Source organism: Comamonas sp. w2-DMI (assembly GCF_040187735.1).
In the GTDB taxonomy this organism is placed as follows: domain Bacteria; phylum Pseudomonadota; class Gammaproteobacteria; order Burkholderiales; family Burkholderiaceae_C; genus Comamonas; species Comamonas terrae.
This window is the reverse complement of the sequence record NZ_JBANEL010000001.1, coordinates 49,615-66,045: the sequence shown is the minus strand read 5'-3', so window position 1 is coordinate 66,045 and position 16,431 is coordinate 49,615. Positions and strand designations below refer to the sequence as shown.

At 69.0% G+C, this 16,431-nt stretch carries 12 protein-coding genes; 9 read left to right on the top strand and 3 right to left on the bottom strand.

All coding sequences use genetic code 11. The features are described from left to right. Positions 1 to 186 precede the first annotated feature (186 nt). From V8Z74_RS00270 to V8Z74_RS00235, 8 genes are all read left to right on the top strand, one after another. Positions 187 to 1,815 carry a peptide chain release factor 3 gene (locus V8Z74_RS00270; protein WP_066479663.1) on the top strand — a complete coding sequence of 543 codons (1,629 nt, stop codon included), beginning with the start codon at positions 187 to 189 and terminating at the stop codon, positions 1,813 to 1,815. Positions 1,816 to 1,976: 161 nt separating this feature from the next. Beyond that, positions 1,977 to 2,780 carry an HAD-IIB family hydrolase gene (locus V8Z74_RS00265; protein WP_066479672.1) on the top strand — a complete coding sequence of 268 codons (804 nt, stop codon included), beginning with the start codon at positions 1,977 to 1,979 and terminating at the stop codon, positions 2,778 to 2,780. 257 nt (positions 2,781 to 3,037) lie between these two features. Next, on the top strand, positions 3,038 to 7,039 hold the full coding sequence (gene putA, locus V8Z74_RS00260) for a trifunctional transcriptional regulator/proline dehydrogenase/L-glutamate gamma-semialdehyde dehydrogenase (protein WP_349707345.1): 4,002 nt from the start codon (positions 3,038 to 3,040) through the stop codon (positions 7,037 to 7,039). 203 nt (positions 7,040 to 7,242) lie between these two features. After that, on the top strand, positions 7,243 to 8,745 hold the full coding sequence (putP, locus tag V8Z74_RS00255; RefSeq protein WP_349707344.1) for a sodium/proline symporter PutP: 1,503 nt from the start codon (positions 7,243 to 7,245) through the stop codon (positions 8,743 to 8,745). A gap of 186 nt (positions 8,746 to 8,931) precedes the next feature. After that, on the top strand, positions 8,932 to 9,918 hold the full coding sequence (locus tag V8Z74_RS00250; RefSeq protein WP_349707343.1) for a TRAP transporter substrate-binding protein: 987 nt from the start codon (positions 8,932 to 8,934) through the stop codon (positions 9,916 to 9,918). Between the two features lie 192 nt (positions 9,919 to 10,110). After that, positions 10,111 to 10,626: a TRAP transporter small permease gene (locus tag V8Z74_RS00245; protein ID WP_066479688.1), complete on the top strand. Its 516-nt coding sequence runs from the start codon at positions 10,111 to 10,113 to the stop codon at positions 10,624 to 10,626. Between the two features lie 13 nt (positions 10,627 to 10,639). Beyond that, entirely contained in the window at positions 10,640 to 11,926 is a 1,287-nt protein-coding gene (locus V8Z74_RS00240; RefSeq protein WP_349707341.1) for a TRAP transporter large permease, read from the top strand. Between the two features lie 69 nt (positions 11,927 to 11,995). Further along, the gene (locus V8Z74_RS00235; protein WP_349707339.1) at positions 11,996 to 13,192 is read left to right on the top strand and encodes a low temperature requirement protein A; all 1,197 of its coding nucleotides are present in this window, start codon (positions 11,996 to 11,998) and stop codon (positions 13,190 to 13,192) included. A 14-nt stretch (positions 13,193 to 13,206) separates the two neighbouring features. Here the strand turns inward: V8Z74_RS00235 and V8Z74_RS00230 are convergent, their stop codons facing one another. Both V8Z74_RS00230 and V8Z74_RS00225 read right to left on the bottom strand, forming a co-directional pair. Further along, on the bottom strand, positions 13,207 to 14,649 hold the full coding sequence (locus tag V8Z74_RS00230) for a GAF domain-containing protein (protein ID WP_349707337.1): 1,443 nt from the start codon (positions 14,647 to 14,649) through the stop codon (positions 13,207 to 13,209). After that, positions 14,646 to 15,137 (bottom strand): hypothetical protein, encoded by a 492-nt coding sequence (locus V8Z74_RS00225; protein WP_349707336.1) that lies wholly within the window; start codon positions 15,135 to 15,137, stop codon positions 14,646 to 14,648. The genes V8Z74_RS00230 and V8Z74_RS00225 overlap by 4 nt, the downstream gene beginning before the upstream one ends. Positions 15,138 to 15,334: 197 nt before the next feature. Here V8Z74_RS00225 and V8Z74_RS00220 point away from each other — a divergent pair, with 197 nt between their 5' ends. Next, positions 15,335 to 16,078, top strand: a complete 744-nt coding sequence (locus V8Z74_RS00220; RefSeq protein WP_349707334.1) for a hemerythrin domain-containing protein — start codon at positions 15,335 to 15,337, stop codon at positions 16,076 to 16,078. Between the two features lie 6 nt (positions 16,079 to 16,084). On the opposite strand, the gene V8Z74_RS00215 is transcribed toward V8Z74_RS00220, so the two are convergent. Further along, positions 16,085 to 16,426 (bottom strand): hypothetical protein, encoded by a 342-nt coding sequence (locus V8Z74_RS00215; protein ID WP_349707333.1) that lies wholly within the window; start codon positions 16,424 to 16,426, stop codon positions 16,085 to 16,087. Positions 16,427 to 16,431 lie beyond the last annotated feature (5 nt).

The following is a 16,431-nucleotide window of genomic DNA, read 5'->3' as shown; positions in this document are numbered from 1 at the left end:
GCCCTGGCCGCATGGGGTCCGCAGGGCGCCACCGGGCAGCAACGGGCCGCCAAAGTTAGAATATCGGCCTCTGGCCCATGCCGCTTTCCGGCACGCCCCGGCACAGCGCCTGCCGTGCCGTCAGCGCCGCGGCCCCCGTCTTTTCCACTGGCCGGCTCCGCCCTGCCACCAAGCGCACCCATTACCGTGTCATACGCCTCAGAAACCCGGCGCCGCCGCACCTTCGCCATCATTTCCCACCCGGACGCGGGCAAGACCACGCTGACCGAAAAGCTGCTGCTGTTCTCGGGCGCGATCCAGATCGCCGGCGCCGTCAAGGGCCGCAAGGCCAGCCGCCATGCGACCTCCGACTGGATGGAGATCGAAAAGCAGCGCGGCATCTCGGTGGCCTCGTCGGTGATGCAGATGAGCTACCGCGACCACGTGATCAACCTGCTCGACACCCCCGGCCACAAGGACTTCTCGGAAGACACCTACCGCGTGCTCACGGCCGTGGACTCGGCGCTGATGGTGATCGATGCGGCCAACGGCGTGGAAGCGCAGACCCGCCGCCTGATCGAGGTCTGCCGCCAGCGCGACACGCCCATCATCACCTTCGTCAACAAGATGGACCGCGAAGTGCGCGACCCGCTGGACATCATGGACGAAGTGGAGCGCGAGCTGGGCATGCCCTGCTGCCCCATCACCTGGCCCGTGGGCCAGGGCAAGAGCTTCGGCGGCATCATCAATCTGCGCACGCAGAGCATGACGGTCTTCACAGCCGGCAGCGAAAAGCGCCCCCAGGACTTCGAGGTGATCCCGCTGGCCGAGGCCGACAAGCTGCGCGCGCGCTTTGGCCAGGCCTTCGACGACGCGCTGGAATCCATGGAGCTGGCCGTGGGCGCCTCGGCCGAGTGGGACCATGAAGCCTTCCTGGCCGGCAAGCTCACGCCCGTGTTCTTCGGCTCCGGCGTGAACAACTTCGGCGTGATGGAAGTGCTGGACGCGGTGGTCGACATGTCGCCCCCACCCGGCCCGCGCGTGGCCTTCGCCGAGGTCAACCGCAACCGCGAGGAGCGCATCGTGCGCCCCGAGGACGAAAGCTTTTCGGGCGTGGTCTTCAAGGTGCAGGCCAACATGGATGCCAACCACCGCGACCGCATCGCCTTCGTGCGCGTGGCCAGCGGCAAGTACACGCCGGGCATGAAGATGAAGGTGCAGCGCACTGGCAAGGAGCTGCGCCCCACGTCCGTCGTGACCTTCATGAGCCAGCGCCGCGAGGCCGTCGACGAAGCCTATGCCGGCGACATCATCGGCTTCACCATCCACGGCGGCGTGCAGCTGGGCGACTCCATCACCGACGGCCCCAATCTGCAGTTCACCGGCCTGCCCTTCTTCGCGCCCGAAATGTTCATGACCGTGGTGCTCAAGAACCCGCTGCGCACCAAGCAGCTGCAGCAGGGCCTGATGCAGCTGGGCGAGGAAGGCGCGATCCAGGTCTTCAAGCCCGATGTCGGCGGCAACATGCTGCTGGGCGCCGTGGGCCAGCTGCAGTTCGAAGTGGTGCAGCACCGCCTCAAGACCGAGTACGACTGCGACGTGCGCCTGGAAGGCTGCCAGTACACGGGCGCACGCTGGATCACGGCCGACTCGCCCGCCGAGCTGCGCGAATTCGAGAACGCCTACCCCATGCGCCTGGCGCACGATGCGGCCGACACCCTGGCCTATCTGTGCACCAGCCCCTACGACGTGCGGCTGGCGCAGGAGCGCTTCCCCAAGATCCACTTCCATCCGCTGCGCGAGCATGCGGGGCTGTCGCTGGGCAGCGCGAACTAGCCTGCTCCCGAGCGGCTTTGCCCAGGCGGCACCGCCGCCTCCCCCTGAAGGGGTCGACATCTTCGCTGCGAGGCGGCGCGGCCGGCTTGGGCATCTTGCGCGATGCCTCTGAGCGGGACCGCGCCGGCTTCCAGCGACGATCACCTTGAGAGAGTTTTGTTGTGAGCCAAGAATTCCTGCGTCCCTTGTCCGAACTGCCTGTCCCCGCGAACCTGCTGGGCGTGCTGACCGATATCGACGATACGCTGACCACCGAGGGCGTGGTGCCCGAGCACGTGGTGGCAGCCATTGCCCGCCTCAAGAAGGCGGGCCTCAAGGTCGTGCCGATCACGGGCCGCCCGGTGGGCTGGAGCGTGCCGTTTGCCCAGGCCTGGCCCGTGGATGCGATCGTGGCCGAGAACGGCGCCGTGGCGCTGCGCCGCCATGCCGGTGAGGACAGCGCGCTGGAAAAGCTCTATCAGCAGGACGACGCCACGCGCGCGGCCAACTTCGCGCGCATGCAGCAGGTGCTGGCCGAGGTGGAGGCGCGCGTGCCCGGCGCCAGCCGCGCCACCGACTCGGCCGGCCGCGAATGCGACATCGCCGTGGACCACAGCGAGTTCACGCAGATGGCGCAGGCCGATATCGACGCCTGCGTGGCCATCATGAAGGCTGCGGGCATGAATGCCACGGTCAGCTCCATCCACATCAACGGCTGGTTCGGCGAGCACAACAAGCTCGAAGGCGCGCGCTGGATCGTCAAGGCGCTGTTCGGCCTCGACCTCGATGCCACGCTGGACCGCTGGGTCTACATCGGCGACTCGACCAACGACCAGCTGATGTTCGAGCACATGCCCCACAGCGTGGGCGTGGCCAACATCGCGCGCTTCGTGCCCCAGCTCCAGCACCTGCCGCGCTATGTGACCCAGGCCGAGCGCGGCGACGGCTTCGTCGAGCTGGCCGAACATTTGCTGCAGCAGAAATAAGAGCAGCTTGCGGCTGATGCAGCTGCATTTCAGTATGAATCTCTGCTGAAATCCGCCAGGCGCAAGCGCCAACCGCTATCCATTTGAAGAAGCATGGCTGCCCGGAACGGCCGTGCTCTCGGCCGCACCTGCACGAAATTCAAGGGTTTACCCGATTTTCATGAAGGCGCAACCTCTGCGACATTTCACGCCACAAAAGGTTGCACCTCGCTTTTGCAGTCGCTTCCGAGAGCCCGCTTTTCCATTCATTCCCAACCATGTCCACCACCATAGGCATCAAAGTCGATGACGCTTTGCGCGAGCGTATCCGCGCGTCTGCGCAGCAAATGGGCCGCACCCCGCACTGGCTGATCAAGCAGGCCGTCGTGCAATATGTCGATGCGCTGGAGCGCGGCGCCTCCACCATCCGCCTGGCCGGCATGCAGGATGCGGGCGACGAGGCCGGGCACGAGGAGGTGCAACCCGAAGCTTCGCAGGAGGTGCAACCTTTTCTCGCCTTCGCCCAGTCCATCCTGCCGCAGACGCCGCTGCGCGCGGCCATCACCGCCGCCTGGCACCGGCCCGAGCCCGAGTGCCTGCCCGTGCTGCTGCCGCTGGCCCGCGCCCAGGATACCGAGCAAGCCGCCAAGGTGCGCGAGCTGGCCACGCGCCTGGTGCAGGGCCTGCGCGATGCGCCCGCCGGCAGCGGCGTGGCCGCGCTGGTGCAGGAGTTCTCGTTGTCCAGCCAGGAAGGCGTGGCACTGATGTGCCTGGCCGAGGCGCTGCTGCGCATCCCCGACCGCGCCACGCGCGATGCGCTGATCCGCGACAAGATCAGCAAGGGCGACTGGAAGTCGCACGTCGGCCGCTCGCCCTCGCTGTTCGTCAACGCCGCGGCCTGGGGCCTGGTGCTCACGGGCAAGCTCACCGCCACCAGCAGCGAGAAAAGCCTGTCGTCGGCGCTCACCCGCGTGATCGGCAAGGGCGGCGAGCCGCTGATCCGCCAGGGCGTGCACCGCGCCATGAAGCTCATGGGCGAGCAGTTCGTCACCGGCCAGGACATCGCCGAGGCGCTGGCCAACAGCCGCGCCTATGAGAAGCAGGGCTTCCGCTACAGCTACGACATGCTGGGCGAGGCCGCCACCACCGATACCGACGCGCTGCGCTACCTGCAGGCCTACGAGCAGGCCATCCACGCCATCGGCGCGGCATCCAACGGGCGCGGCATCTTCGAGGGCCCGGGCATCTCGATCAAGCTCTCGGCCCTGCACCCGCGCTACAGCCGCGCCCAGTACGAACGCGTGATGGGCGAGCTGCTGCCGCGCGTGCTGCACCTGGCCGAGCTGGCCAAGCACTACGACATCGGCATGAACATCGACGCCGAGGAGGCCGACCGCCTGGAGCTGTCGCTGGACCTGCTCGAGGCCCTGTGCGCCGCGCCCTCGCTCAAGGGCTGGAGCGGCATAGGCTTCGTGGTCCAGGCCTACCAGAAGCGCTGCCCGCACGTCATCGACTACCTGATCGACCTGGCGCGCCGCAGCCGCCGCCGCCTGATGGTGCGCCTGGTCAAGGGCGCCTACTGGGACAGCGAGATCAAGCGCGCCCAGGTGGACGGCCTGGCCGGCTACCCGGTCTACACCCGCAAGGTCTACACCGACGTGAGCTACCTGGCCTGCGCCCGCAAGCTGCTGTCGGCGCCCGATGCGGTCTACCCGCAGTTCGCCACGCACAACGCGCAGACGCTGGCCAGCATCTACCACATGGCCCAGGCCGTGGGCGGCAGCTACTACAGCGGCCAGTACGAGTTCCAGTGCCTGCACGGCATGGGCGAGCCGCTGTATTCGCAGGTGACCGGTGCCACGGCCGACGGCAAGCTGGCCCGCCCCTGCCGCATCTACGCGCCCGTGGGCAGCCACGAGACGCTGCTGGCCTATCTGGTGCGCCGCCTGCTGGAAAACGGCGCCAACACCTCGTTCGTGAACCGCATCGGCGATGCCAGCGTGCCCATCGGCGACCTGGTGGCCGACCCGGTGGAAGAAGCCCTGCAGATCGCGCGCCAGGAGGGCCGCCTGGGCGCGCCGCACCCGCGCATCGCGCTGCCCTCGGAGCTGTTCGCCCGGCAGGGCACCGCCGCGCGCGCGAATTCGCAGGGCATGAACCTCGCGCACGAGCAGCAGCTGGCCTCGCTGGCCGCTGCCCTGCTCTACAGCACGCGCCAGGCCTACCTTGCCGCGCCGCCCGATGCCGAGCTGCCCGCCGACCCGGCCCGGGCCGAGGGCTGGCAGCCCCTGCGCAATCCGGCCGAGCTGTCCGACACCGTGGGCTGGGTGCGCGAGGCCACGCCCGACGAGGTGCAGGCCGCCGCCGCCCGCGCCTCCCAGGCCGCGCCCATCTGGGCCGGCACGCCGCCCGCGGCCCGCGCCGACGTGCTGGAGCGCGCCGCCGACCTGCTGGAGCAGCGCAGCCAGCCGCTGATGGGCCTGATCATGCGCGAGGCCGGCAAGACCCTGCCCAATGCCGTGGCCGAGATCCGCGAGGCCGTGGACTTCCTGCGCTACTACGCCGCCCAGGTGGCCGCGCAGTTCGACAACGCCACGCAGCGCCCGCTGGGCGTGGTGCTGGCCATCAGCCCCTGGAACTTCCCGCTGGCCATCTTCTGCGGCCAGGCCGTGGCCGCGCTGGCCGCGGGCAACACCCTGCTGGCCAAGCCCGCCGAGCAGACGCCGCTGACGGCCGCCGCCATGGTGGCGATCCTGCACGAGGCCGGCGTGCCGCGCGACGTGCTGCAGCTGGTGCCGGGCACCGGCGAGACCGTGGGCGCGGCCCTGGTCGCGCACCCGCAGGTGGCGGGCGTGATGTTCACCGGCTCCACCGAAGTGGCGCGCATCATCGCGCGCCAGCTCAGCACGCGCCTGTCGCCCTCGGGCCGGCCGATACCGCTGATCGCCGAGACCGGCGGCCAGAACGCCATGGTCGTGGACTCCTCCGCGTTGACCGAGCAGGTCGTGGGCGACGTGCTGACCTCGGCCTTCGACTCGGCCGGCCAGCGCTGCTCGGCGCTGCGCCTGCTGTGCCTGCAGGAAGACGTGGCCGAACGCACGCTGACCATGCTGCGCGCCGCACTGCAGGAATGGACGCTGGGCAACCCCGACCGCCTGTCCACCGACGTGGGGCCCGTGATCGACGACGCGGCGCGCGCCCAGATCGAGGCGCACATCGCGCGCATGGCGGCGGCGGGCCAAAAGGTCACCCGCGTCGAGCGCAAGGACGGCGCGCTCAACGGCCCCCTCAACGGGCATTACGTGGCCCCGGCCATCATCGAGATCGACAGCACCAAGCGCCTGACCCGCGAAGTCTTCGGCCCGGTGCTGCATGTGATCCGCTTCCAGCGCGACCAGCTCGACGCGCTGGTGGACGGCATCAACGCCACGGGCTATGGCCTGACCTTCGGCATGCACAGCCGCATCGACGAAACCATTGCCCACCTGAGCCAGCGCGTGCATGCGGGCAATCTCTACGTGAACCGCAACGTGGTCGGCGCCGTGGTCGGCGTGCAGCCCTTTGGCGGCATGGGCCTGTCGGGCACCGGCCCCAAGGCCGGCGGCCCGCTGTACCTGCACCGCCTGGCGCACGGTCCGGCGAATGCGGCGCTGGCGCCCTTCGAGCACGCCGATGCGGCAGGCCAGCCCGCGCTGCAGCTGCTCGAAGCGCTGCAGCAGCTGCCGCTGCCCGCCCCCGACGCGCAGGCCGCCCGGCAGGTGCTGGCGGCCACCCGCGAGGCCTCGCGCCTGGGCGCCAGCCAGCTGCTGCCCGGCCCCACCGGTGAATCCAACCGCTACCGCCTGCTGCCGCGCGGCCCCGTCTGGGCGCTGCCGCGCACGCCGCTGGGCCTCGCCGCCCAGGTGGCCGCGGCCCTGGCCAGCGGCAACCCCTGCCATGTGGTGCTGCCCGACGGCGATGCGGAGTGCGCGGCACTCTGGCAGGCGCTGACGGCCTGTGGCGGCGCCGCGCAGTGGCTGCACCGCGCCGGCGCCGAGACGCTGGCCGACGCGAAAGCCCCCATGGCCGCCCTGCTGTTCGAGGGCGATGGCGATGCGCTGCTGCAGGTCGCCACCACCGTGGCCGCCCGCGACGGCGCCATCGTGCGCATCGAGGCGCGCAGCAGCGACGAGCTGCACGCGGGCCGCGGCTACGACCTGGCCGCGCTGTGCCACGAGCAGTCGATCAGCACCAACACGGCCGCCGCCGGCGGCAATGCGCAGCTGATGACCATGGCCTGAAAGGTTAAGCATCCCCTGAGCGGCTACGCCGCTTCCCCCTCTCTCGCTACGCGGGAGGGGGACGACACCTTCGGTGCGGGGCGGCCCTTCCTCGGTGTCTCTGAGTTGGGCCACGCAGTTGCCATAGCTTGTCATCCATGGCTGACAAGCCTGTGTGATCACTGCGCTTATTTATTCAAACGAACTCAACACTAGGACACTCCATGCAATTTTCCTGGAACGATCCCACGGCGATCATGTTCGCCATCTACCTGGTGGCCATGCTGGCCATTGGCTGGCTCGGCTACCTGGGTACCAAGAACCTGTCGGACTACATCCTCGGCGGACGCAGCCTGGGCAGCTTCGTGACGGCGCTGTCGGCCGGCGCCTCGGACATGAGCGGCTGGCTGCTCATGGGCCTGCCCGGAGCCATCTACGCCTCGGGCCTGTCCGAATCGTGGATCGCCATCGGCCTGATCGCGGGCGCCTACCTGAACTGGCGCCTGGTCGCCGCGCGGCTGCGCCTGTATACCGAGCGCGCCGGCAATGCGTTGACCCTGCCCGATTACCTGGCCAACCGCTTCGAGGACCGCGCCAACCTGCTGCGCATCGTGACGGCACTGGTGATCCTGGTGTTCTTCACGCTGTACTGCGCCTCGGGCGTGGTCGCGGGTGCGCGCCTGTTCGAGAACATGTTCGGCATGCCCTACGCCACGGCGCTGTGGGTGGGCGCGGCCTGCACCATTGCCTATGTGCTGATCGGCGGCTTCCTGGCCGTGAGCTGGACCGACACCATCCAGGCCTCGCTGATGATCACCGCGCTGATCCTCGCGCCGGTCATCGCCTGGCTGGCCGTGCAGGGCCAGCTGCAGCCCGGCCAGGACCTGCATGCCATCGTGGCCGCCGAGAAGTTCGACCTGCTGCGCGGCGCCAGCTTCACCGGCATCGTGTCGCTGATGGCCTGGGGCCTGGGCTACTTCGGCCAGCCCCACATCCTGGTGCGCTTCATGGCCGCCTCGTCGGTGCAGACCATTCCCTCGGCGCGCCGCATCAGCATGACCTGGATGATCCTGTGCCTGGGCGGCGCCGTGGCCGTGGGCTTCATCGGCATTCCGTATTTCGCGGCCCACCCAGCCGGCGCCGGCGCCGTGAACGCCAACGCCGAAACCGTGTTCATGGAGATCACCAAGCAGCTGTTCAACCCCTGGATCGCCGGCGCGCTGCTGGCCGCCATCCTCGCGGCCGTGATGAGTACGCTGTCGTGCCAGCTGCTGGTGTGCTCCAGCGCGCTGACCGAGGACATCTACCGCGTATTCCTGCGCAAGAACGCCAGCCAGACCGAGCTGGTGTGGGTCGGCCGCGCCATGGTGCTGCTGGTGGCGCTGGTGGCCATCGCCATCGCGAGCAACCCCGAGGCCAAGGTGCTGGGCATGGTCAGCTACGCCTGGGCCGGCTTCGGCGCGGCCTTCGGCCCGGTGCTCATCCTGTCGCTGTTCTGGGGCCGCATGACGCGCGGCGGCGCGCTGGCCGGCATCGTCGTCGGCGCGGTCACCGTGCTGGTGTGGAAGCAGTTCGGCTGGCTCGGCCTGTACGAGATCATTCCCGGCTTCATCCTGGCCTGGATCGCTGCCGTGGCCGTGAGCCGCATGGGCCCGCCGCCCTCGCCGGCCATGCTGGCCGCCCATGAAGCCGTGGAGCGCGAGTTCACGCAGATCGGCGCCCGCTGAGCTTCCGGCGCCGCGGCAGCACGCCCGATGACGCATGCGCGCATCGGGCGTTCTTCATTCCATCATCGCCATCCGCGATGCGACCCGGCGCGCAAGACGATTGCACTCCAAGGGCAAACCCAGGGTTGGCACTCACTACAATTTTTATGTTCATTTCCAACAACATATCAAGGGAGAGTCCGTGCCATGCGCATGATCCGCCGTACCTTTGTCGCCACCGCCGTGGCTGCAACCGCCACTCTTGCAGCAGGTGCTGTTTTTGCCCAGGCCAAGGAAGTGAAGATTGGCTACGCGCTGGCCGTGAACTCGCACTACGGCGCCGCCGCCAATGCCTGGGCCGAAGGCGTGGAAAAAGGCACCAATGGCGCCTACAAGTTCAAGCAGTTCCCCTCCTCGGCCCTGGGCGGCGAGCGTGAACTGATCGAAGGCCTGCAGCTGGGTACCGTGGAAGCGGCCATCGTCTCCACCGGCGCGCTGAGCAACTTCGTGCCCGACGTGGGCGTGGTGGACATTCCCTTCCTGTTCCGCGACACCCAGCATGCACGCGCGGTGATGGACGGCGCCTTCGGCCAGGAGCTGCTGGCCAAGTTCCAGAAACGCGGCCTGGTGGCTCTGGCCTGGGGCGAGCAGGGCTTTCGCCACCTGACCAACAACAAGCACGCCGTCAACACCGTGGCCGACCTCAAGGGCCTGAAGATCCGCGTGACCGAGAACCCCGTGCACATCACCGCCTTCCGCACGCTGGGCGCCTCGCCCACGCCCATGTCCTGGCCCGAGGTGATCGGCGCGCTGCAGCAGGGCACCATCGACGGCCAGGAGAACCCGATCTCCGTGCTGAGCTCGGCCAAGCTGTGGCAGGTGCAGAAGCACCTGACGCTGACTGCTCACGTCTATGCACCCATGGCCCTGCTGGTCTCGCCCTCGTTCTGGGGCACCCTGAACGCCAGCCAGAAGGCGGCGTTCACCGAAGGCGCCAAGAAGGGCGCCGTCGCTTCGCGCGCCTTCGTGGATACCGTGGAGAAGAAGGGCGTGGAAGAGGCCAAGGCCAACGGCATGCAGGTCGTCGAGAAGGTGGACCAGGCTGCATTCCGCACGGCGCTGGAGCCCGCCTACAAGGAATACGCGAAGAAGTTCGGCCAGAAGACCCTGGACGCCATCGCCGCCGCCAAGTAAATCGGCCCATTCCATGGACAAGGCCGGGCCTCGCCCGGCCTTGTTCGTTGAGGCACCGCCCGCAGCGGCAACAACGGCTGCGGGCATTACCAATGGCTTTATGGCGCCCGCTCACGGATGATTGCGCCGCAAAACAACCCGGCGTGGGCGGCACGGCGCATGCCGCCGCGTCCGCACCCCGCCCCGACCCCTATGCTTGATCGTATCGAACGCATTCTGGTGGCCTGCAACCGCTGGCTGCTCATAGTCCTGCTGCTGGCCATGGCCTGCATCGTCTTCGCCAACGTGGTGCTGCGCTACACCACGGGCGACTCCATCGTCTGGGCCGAGGAAGTGGCCCGCCACATGATGATCTGGGTCACCTTCCTGGGCGCCGGCCTGGTGCTGCGCTTCGGCGGCCATGTGGCCATCGACAACCTGCACCGCGCCGTCAGCACCCGCAGCGCGCAGGTCATCCGCGCGCTGGTGGTCGCCGGCCTGGCGCTGTTCTTCGTCGTGATGACCGTGACTTCCTCGCAGTATGTGTATGCCACGCGCTTCCAGACCACGGCGGCCACCGATATTCCCATTTCCTATATCTACGCCGCCATGCCCGCGGGCTTCGTGCTGATGCTGGTGCACCTGCTGTTCATTGCGCGCGGCTACATCGCGGCCGGCAACTTTGCCGAGTCCGACGAAATGGACGCAGACGCCGCAGCGTCGATCTGAACGGGAAGACACCATGGGACTCACTCTTTTCATCGCCATCGTCGTCCTGCTCGCGCTGGGCTTTCCGGTGGCCTTCGCGCTGGCCATCTCGGCCGCGCTGGCCGTGTTCGTCGGCGGCCGCTATCCCCAGCTCATCGTCTTCAAGGAAATGTTCACGGGCATCGACAGCTTTCCGCTGATGGCCGTGCCCTTCTTCATCCTGGCGGCCGAGCTGATGTCGGGCGGCGCGCTCACGCATGTGCTGCTGCGCTTCGCGGCCCAGTTCGTCGGCCATCTGCGCGGCGGCCTGGGCTATGCCAACGTGCTGTCGCTGACGCTGTTCTCGGGCATCTCGGGCTCGGCCCTGGCCGACGCGGCCGGCCCCGGCTCCATGATGGTCAAGATGATGGACAAGGCCGGCTACGGCCGTCCCTATGCAGCCGCGCTGACGGCCAGCACCGCCATCGTCGGCCCCATCATCCCGCCCTCGGTCAGCATGATCATCTATGCGCTGCAGGACGAGCATGTCTCGGTCGGCGGCCTGTTCATGGCCGGCTTCATCCCCGGCATCCTGATCGCGCTGGCCATGGCGGCCGTCAACTGGTGGGTCTGCAGGAAGCGCGACTATCGCTCCACCGAGCCGCGCCCCAGCGCGCGCGAGATGTGGGCCAACAGCTTCAAGGCCATTCCCGCGCTGATGCTCATCGTGCTCATCGTGGTCGGCATCCGCTTCGGCATCTTCACGCCCACCGAGGCCTCGGTGGTCGCGGTGTTCTATGCGCTGATCTGCGGCAAGTGGATCTACCGCACGCTGCAGTGGTCGGCCGTGCCCGGCATCCTGGCGCGCTCGGCCATGCTCACGGCCTCGGTGCTGCTGGTCATGGCCACGTCGGCGGCCTTTGCCTGGGTGCTGACCGTGGAAGGCATTCCGCAGTACCTGTCCGAGCTCATCGTGAGCTGGCAGCTCTCGCCCGTGATGTTCCTGATCGCGGTGAACATCCTGCTGCTCATCTTCGGCATCTTCATGGAGCCGCTGCCCGGCGTGATGATCCTGGTGCCCATCCTGGCGCCCATCGCAGCCAGCCTGGGCATCGATCCCACGCACTTCGCCATGGTGGTCATCGTCAACCTCACGCTGGGCATGATCACGCCGCCCGTGGGCGGCCTGCTGTTCGTGACCTCGGTGGCCACGCGCGTTTCCATCACCGAGCTCACGCGCGAGATGCCGCTGTTCCTGCTGGCCCACTTCGTGGTGCTGTGCCTGCTGACCTTCATCCCCGCGCTGTCGACCTGGCTGCCGCATACACTGGGCTTCCAGTAAGCGCGGGGAGCCGCCGGCCACGGAAGGCCGTGGCATGGCGGCACACTCGCAGACGACAGAGGGGCGGAGATGGACACCAGGCATGCACATGGATACCCCGCGCTGCGCCACCGCAACGGCCAGCACGCGCATGTGACCTTCGAGGAGCTGTTCTTCGATCTGGTCTATGTGTTCGCGGTCACGCAGCTCAGCCACGAGCTGCTGCACCACCTGGGCCTGGGTGGCCTGATCGAGACGCTGGTGCTGTGGTTTGCAGTCTGGCTGGGCTGGCAATACACCTGCTGGACCACCAACTGGTTCGACCCGGAGACCCCGCGCATCCGCGGGCTGCTGTTCACGACGATGCTGCTGGCCCTGCTGATGGCCTGCGCCATCCCCGGGGCCTTCGGCGACCGGGGACTGATCTTCGCCGGCTGCTATGCGGCCATGCAGGTCGGGCGCACCGCCTTCCTCCTGCTGGAACTGGGCCCGGACCACCCGCTGGCGGCCAACCACCGCCGCATTCTTGCCTGGCTGCTTGTCGCCGCCGTGTTCTGGATCGCGGGCGGCCTGCTGCAGGGCGAGGCACGCATCGCCTGCTGGATCGCGGCCGCCGCCTGCGAATATCTCTCGCCGATGTCCGGCTTCGCCTTCCCCGGGCTGGGACGCTCCTCGACCCGCGAATGGACCATCGAAGGCGGCCACCTGGCCGAGCGCTGCCAGCTCTTCGTGATCGTTGCGCTCGGCGAAACCCTGCTGGCCAGCGGCGCCACGCTGGCGGACACACCGGCCTGGGGAGCCGACATCCTGCTGGCGCTGGGCGCCACCTTCATCGGCACGCTGGCCATGTGGTGGCTGTATTTCGGCACCTCCAGCAAGCATGCCACGGCCGTCATCACCAGCTCGGCCGACCCCGGGCGCATAGGCGCTTACTTCCACTACATCCACGCGATCCTCGTGGCCGGCATCATAGGATGCGCGGTGGGCAACGACCTGGTGATGGCGCATCCGCATGCCGGCCTGCAGACCACGCAGGTGCTGACGCTGGTGGGCGGCCCGGCCCTGTACCTGCTCGGCAGCGCCGTCTACAAGCATGTGGTGTATGGCTGCATCCCGCTGTCCCACATCGTGGGCGTCCTGCTCTTGCTCGCGCTGGTGCCCGTGGGCTATGGCAGCAGCCTGCTCGCCATGGGCTGGCTGACCACCGCCGTCCTGCTGGCGACGGGCCTGTGGGAAATGCGCACGCACCGCCAGCCGGCCATGGGACCCGGGCACGGCGGCCATTGATCTGCGCCGGCCGATCAGGCCGTTTCGCCGCCGGCGGCCTCCAGCCTCAGGGCCCGCTCCGTCACCAGTTCGTAGCAGCCGCGGCGCAGCCTGCGGATCTGCAGCGGCCCGCCCCAGTCGGCCAGCCGGCGCTGCAACAGCAGCAGACGCACGCCCAGGTTGTCCTGCACATCGGGCAGGCCCAGGGCGCTGCCGGCCAGGCGCAGCTCCCGCGTGGAGAAATCCCGGCGCCCACGGTGCTGCATATCGCCGGCGACCTTCCAGAGAATGGCGCCGGCCACGCCCTTGATCAGGTACTGGCCGTCGACGAACACCGTACCGTCGCGCGCGAAATAGCGCAAGAGCAGGGGCGGTCCACACCGGGGCGGCCCCTGCTCCACCGGAGCGACAGCACGCGCATCTTCCGGCAGCGCAGCCGCGGCCTCCAGCTCGGCACTCTGCAGCGCCACCAGGGCCTGCGCCAGCTGGGCGCACAGCACGGCCAGCGCATCCTCGTCGTCATAGCCGAAGAACTGGTCGCTCTCGCTTTCGACCAGCAGGGCGCCCACGGTCCTGCCCCGCGCGCGCAGCGGCACGGCCAGCTGGCTGCAGGGCGTGGCCAGGCCCGGCAGCGCAATCGGCTCGCCCCCGGCCAGGCCCTGCTCGCAGGCCATGCGGTGCAGCGTGCGGCCGTAGCGGTACATGCGCGCCATATGGCCTATGCGCAGCGCCGTGCCCTCGCGCACGGCCACGCCGGCGAGCCCCGCCTCGGGCAGCGGCAGCTCGGCGCCTATGCCCTGCTGCGCATAGCCCGTGCTGGCCAGCGCATACAGGCTCTGGCGCGGCTCGTCCAGCAGCCACAGGATGGCGTGGTTCACGGCCAGATCGCGGCGCAGCCCCTCCATGGCGACCTGGGGCAGCTGGGCCAGTTCCCCGCACTCGGCCAGCCGGGCCGACACCGCACGCGCGCCGGCGGCCAGGTCGCAGCGCGGCTGCAGCGTGGCCAGCGGCGCGCCGCTTTGCAGGGGCTCGATGTCCAGCACCTCGTAGATGTCGGCGCCGCGCAGGCGGAACACATGCTCCATGCCCGTGTGCGCCGCAATGCCGGCCAGCTTGGCGCGCAGGCGCTCGAACACCGGCCCGTCGGTGTCGGTGCGCAGATAGCGCAGCCGCAGCGCCAGGCCGGCACCGGTGCACGGGTCTTCCACCATCAGGCTCGCGCGCCGCGTGGCCAGGATGTTCTCGCGGCTGTGGTTGAAGAACTGGAAGGTCAGCGCCACGTGGCCGGCGTCCACATATTCGACGTGCGACAGCAGGTTGACATGCGGCATGCCGTCGGCCGAAACACTGCACAGCGTCGGCGGAATGCCGCCGTCGAGCACGCGGCGGATCGCATGCAGGGTCAGCGCGCCCACGGGAGTCTCTTCGCCCTGGCGGGTTGCGGCGCCATCAGCCTGCGGAGTGCCCGGGCGGCTCATGGTCCGGGCTCCAGTTCCACGGCCTGGCCCGCGTGGGGGCCGGGCGTCTGGTCCCAGGCACCGGCCACGGTGAAGCGGACGGCGACCAGCTCCTGCACGGCCACGCCGTACCAGTGGCCGATGAAAGAAACATCGGCAAAGCCGTCGACCTCGGCGATCTCCCAGGCCAGCGTATCGCGCCGCAGCGTCAGCAGCTCGGCATGGACGGGCTGTGCGGGCTCCACGCGGGCATCGCGGCCCTTGAGGTGCAGCGTGCGGTTGGTGCGCGGCGAAGTGGCCAGCAGCGCGACCCGGGCCGTCTCGCGCAGGGCGGCCACCACCCGGGGCGCGGCGCATTCGGCCAGCAGCACCAGCATGCGCCCGTCGGGCTGCACATCGGCCGCCAGGGCCCGGCAGACCTGGGGATTGCCCCCGCGGTCGCAGCTGCCCAGCCGCAGCGACGGCAGCGCGGGCAGACAGAGCTTCCATTCGGCAGGCAGTGTGGGCACGGCGGGGAGCCTCGGGGGGAGTTAGCGGAAATGATAGCCCTGCGCCGGGCGTTTTTTGGTGCTCGTTTAACAAACTCTTAGCAGCGCGCTCGTGGCGCCGTTCCTAGACTTTCTCCAGCCCACTTCCAGGCACGACCAGGTGCCCGCAAAGCAGGGCAGGCTCATCGCACTTCCACCATCCGCAGAAAGACCGCACCATGGACCACGAGACCCCATCCCTTTCTTCCACACCGGCCGGCACCGGCGCCGCCGGGCGCCTGGACATCTATGCCCCCATCCACAAGGCGCTGCGCGCCATGATGCTGGACACGCTGCTGGCCGTGGGCCGCATCGACGTGAACGACTGCACCGAAATGCATGCGGTGTGCGAGCGCGTGCTGGAACTGGCCGATGCCTGCACCAGCCACCTCGGGCATGAGAACGACTTCGTCCACGCCGCCATGGAAGCACGCCGCCCGGGCTCCAGCGCACGCATCGCGGCCGAGCATGGGGAGCACCTGGCCGCCATCGCGCAGCTGCGCGAAGCGGTATCAAGCCTGTGCGCCGCTGACCCCGGCCCCGCGCAGGACTTGGCCGCACTGCATCTGTACCGCCAGCTCGCGCTTTTCGTGGGCGAGAACCTTGCCCACATGCATGTCGAGGAAACGCAGCACAACCAGCTGCTGTGGTCCTGCTACAGCGACGACGAACTGCGCGCGCTGGAAGGCGCCATCGTGGCCTCGCTGCCGCCGGCCGAAAACCTCATGTACATGCGCTGGATGATTCCAGCCGTGACACCCGCCGAACGCGCCGGGCTGCTGGGCGGCATGCAGGCCGCCGCGCCGGCCCCCGTCTTTGCGGCCGTGCTCGACACGGTGCAGCCGCACCTGAGCCCGCAGGACTGGGCCAAGCTGACCCTGGCACTGGCGCCCGCCCAGGCACCGGCCTGGATCGTGGCCTGATCCGTTTCAAGGATTCGGCCGGGTCATTTCCGCGGGCTCGGCCCGCAGGTCGGCATCGCAGCCCACGCCCGCCGCGATCCAGCGCCTGGCCAGGGCCAGCCTGAGCCGGCCCAGCCCGCGGCGCCAGGCCGAGGATTGAGAGACCTCCTGCAGCACGCCGCAGCGGTACTGGCGTGCCGCATCGTCCCAGCGCAGCGCCGCGCAAGCCCCTTTGCGCCGGCGCGAGATCAGCATGCCCATGGGGCAGGGCTCGGCCAGGCAGCACAGGCCGCAGCCGTTGCATGGCGCACCCCATGCGGGCTTGGCGGGCGCCTCTACCTGCCAGAACACCCTTTGCTCGCGGGCCATGCCGG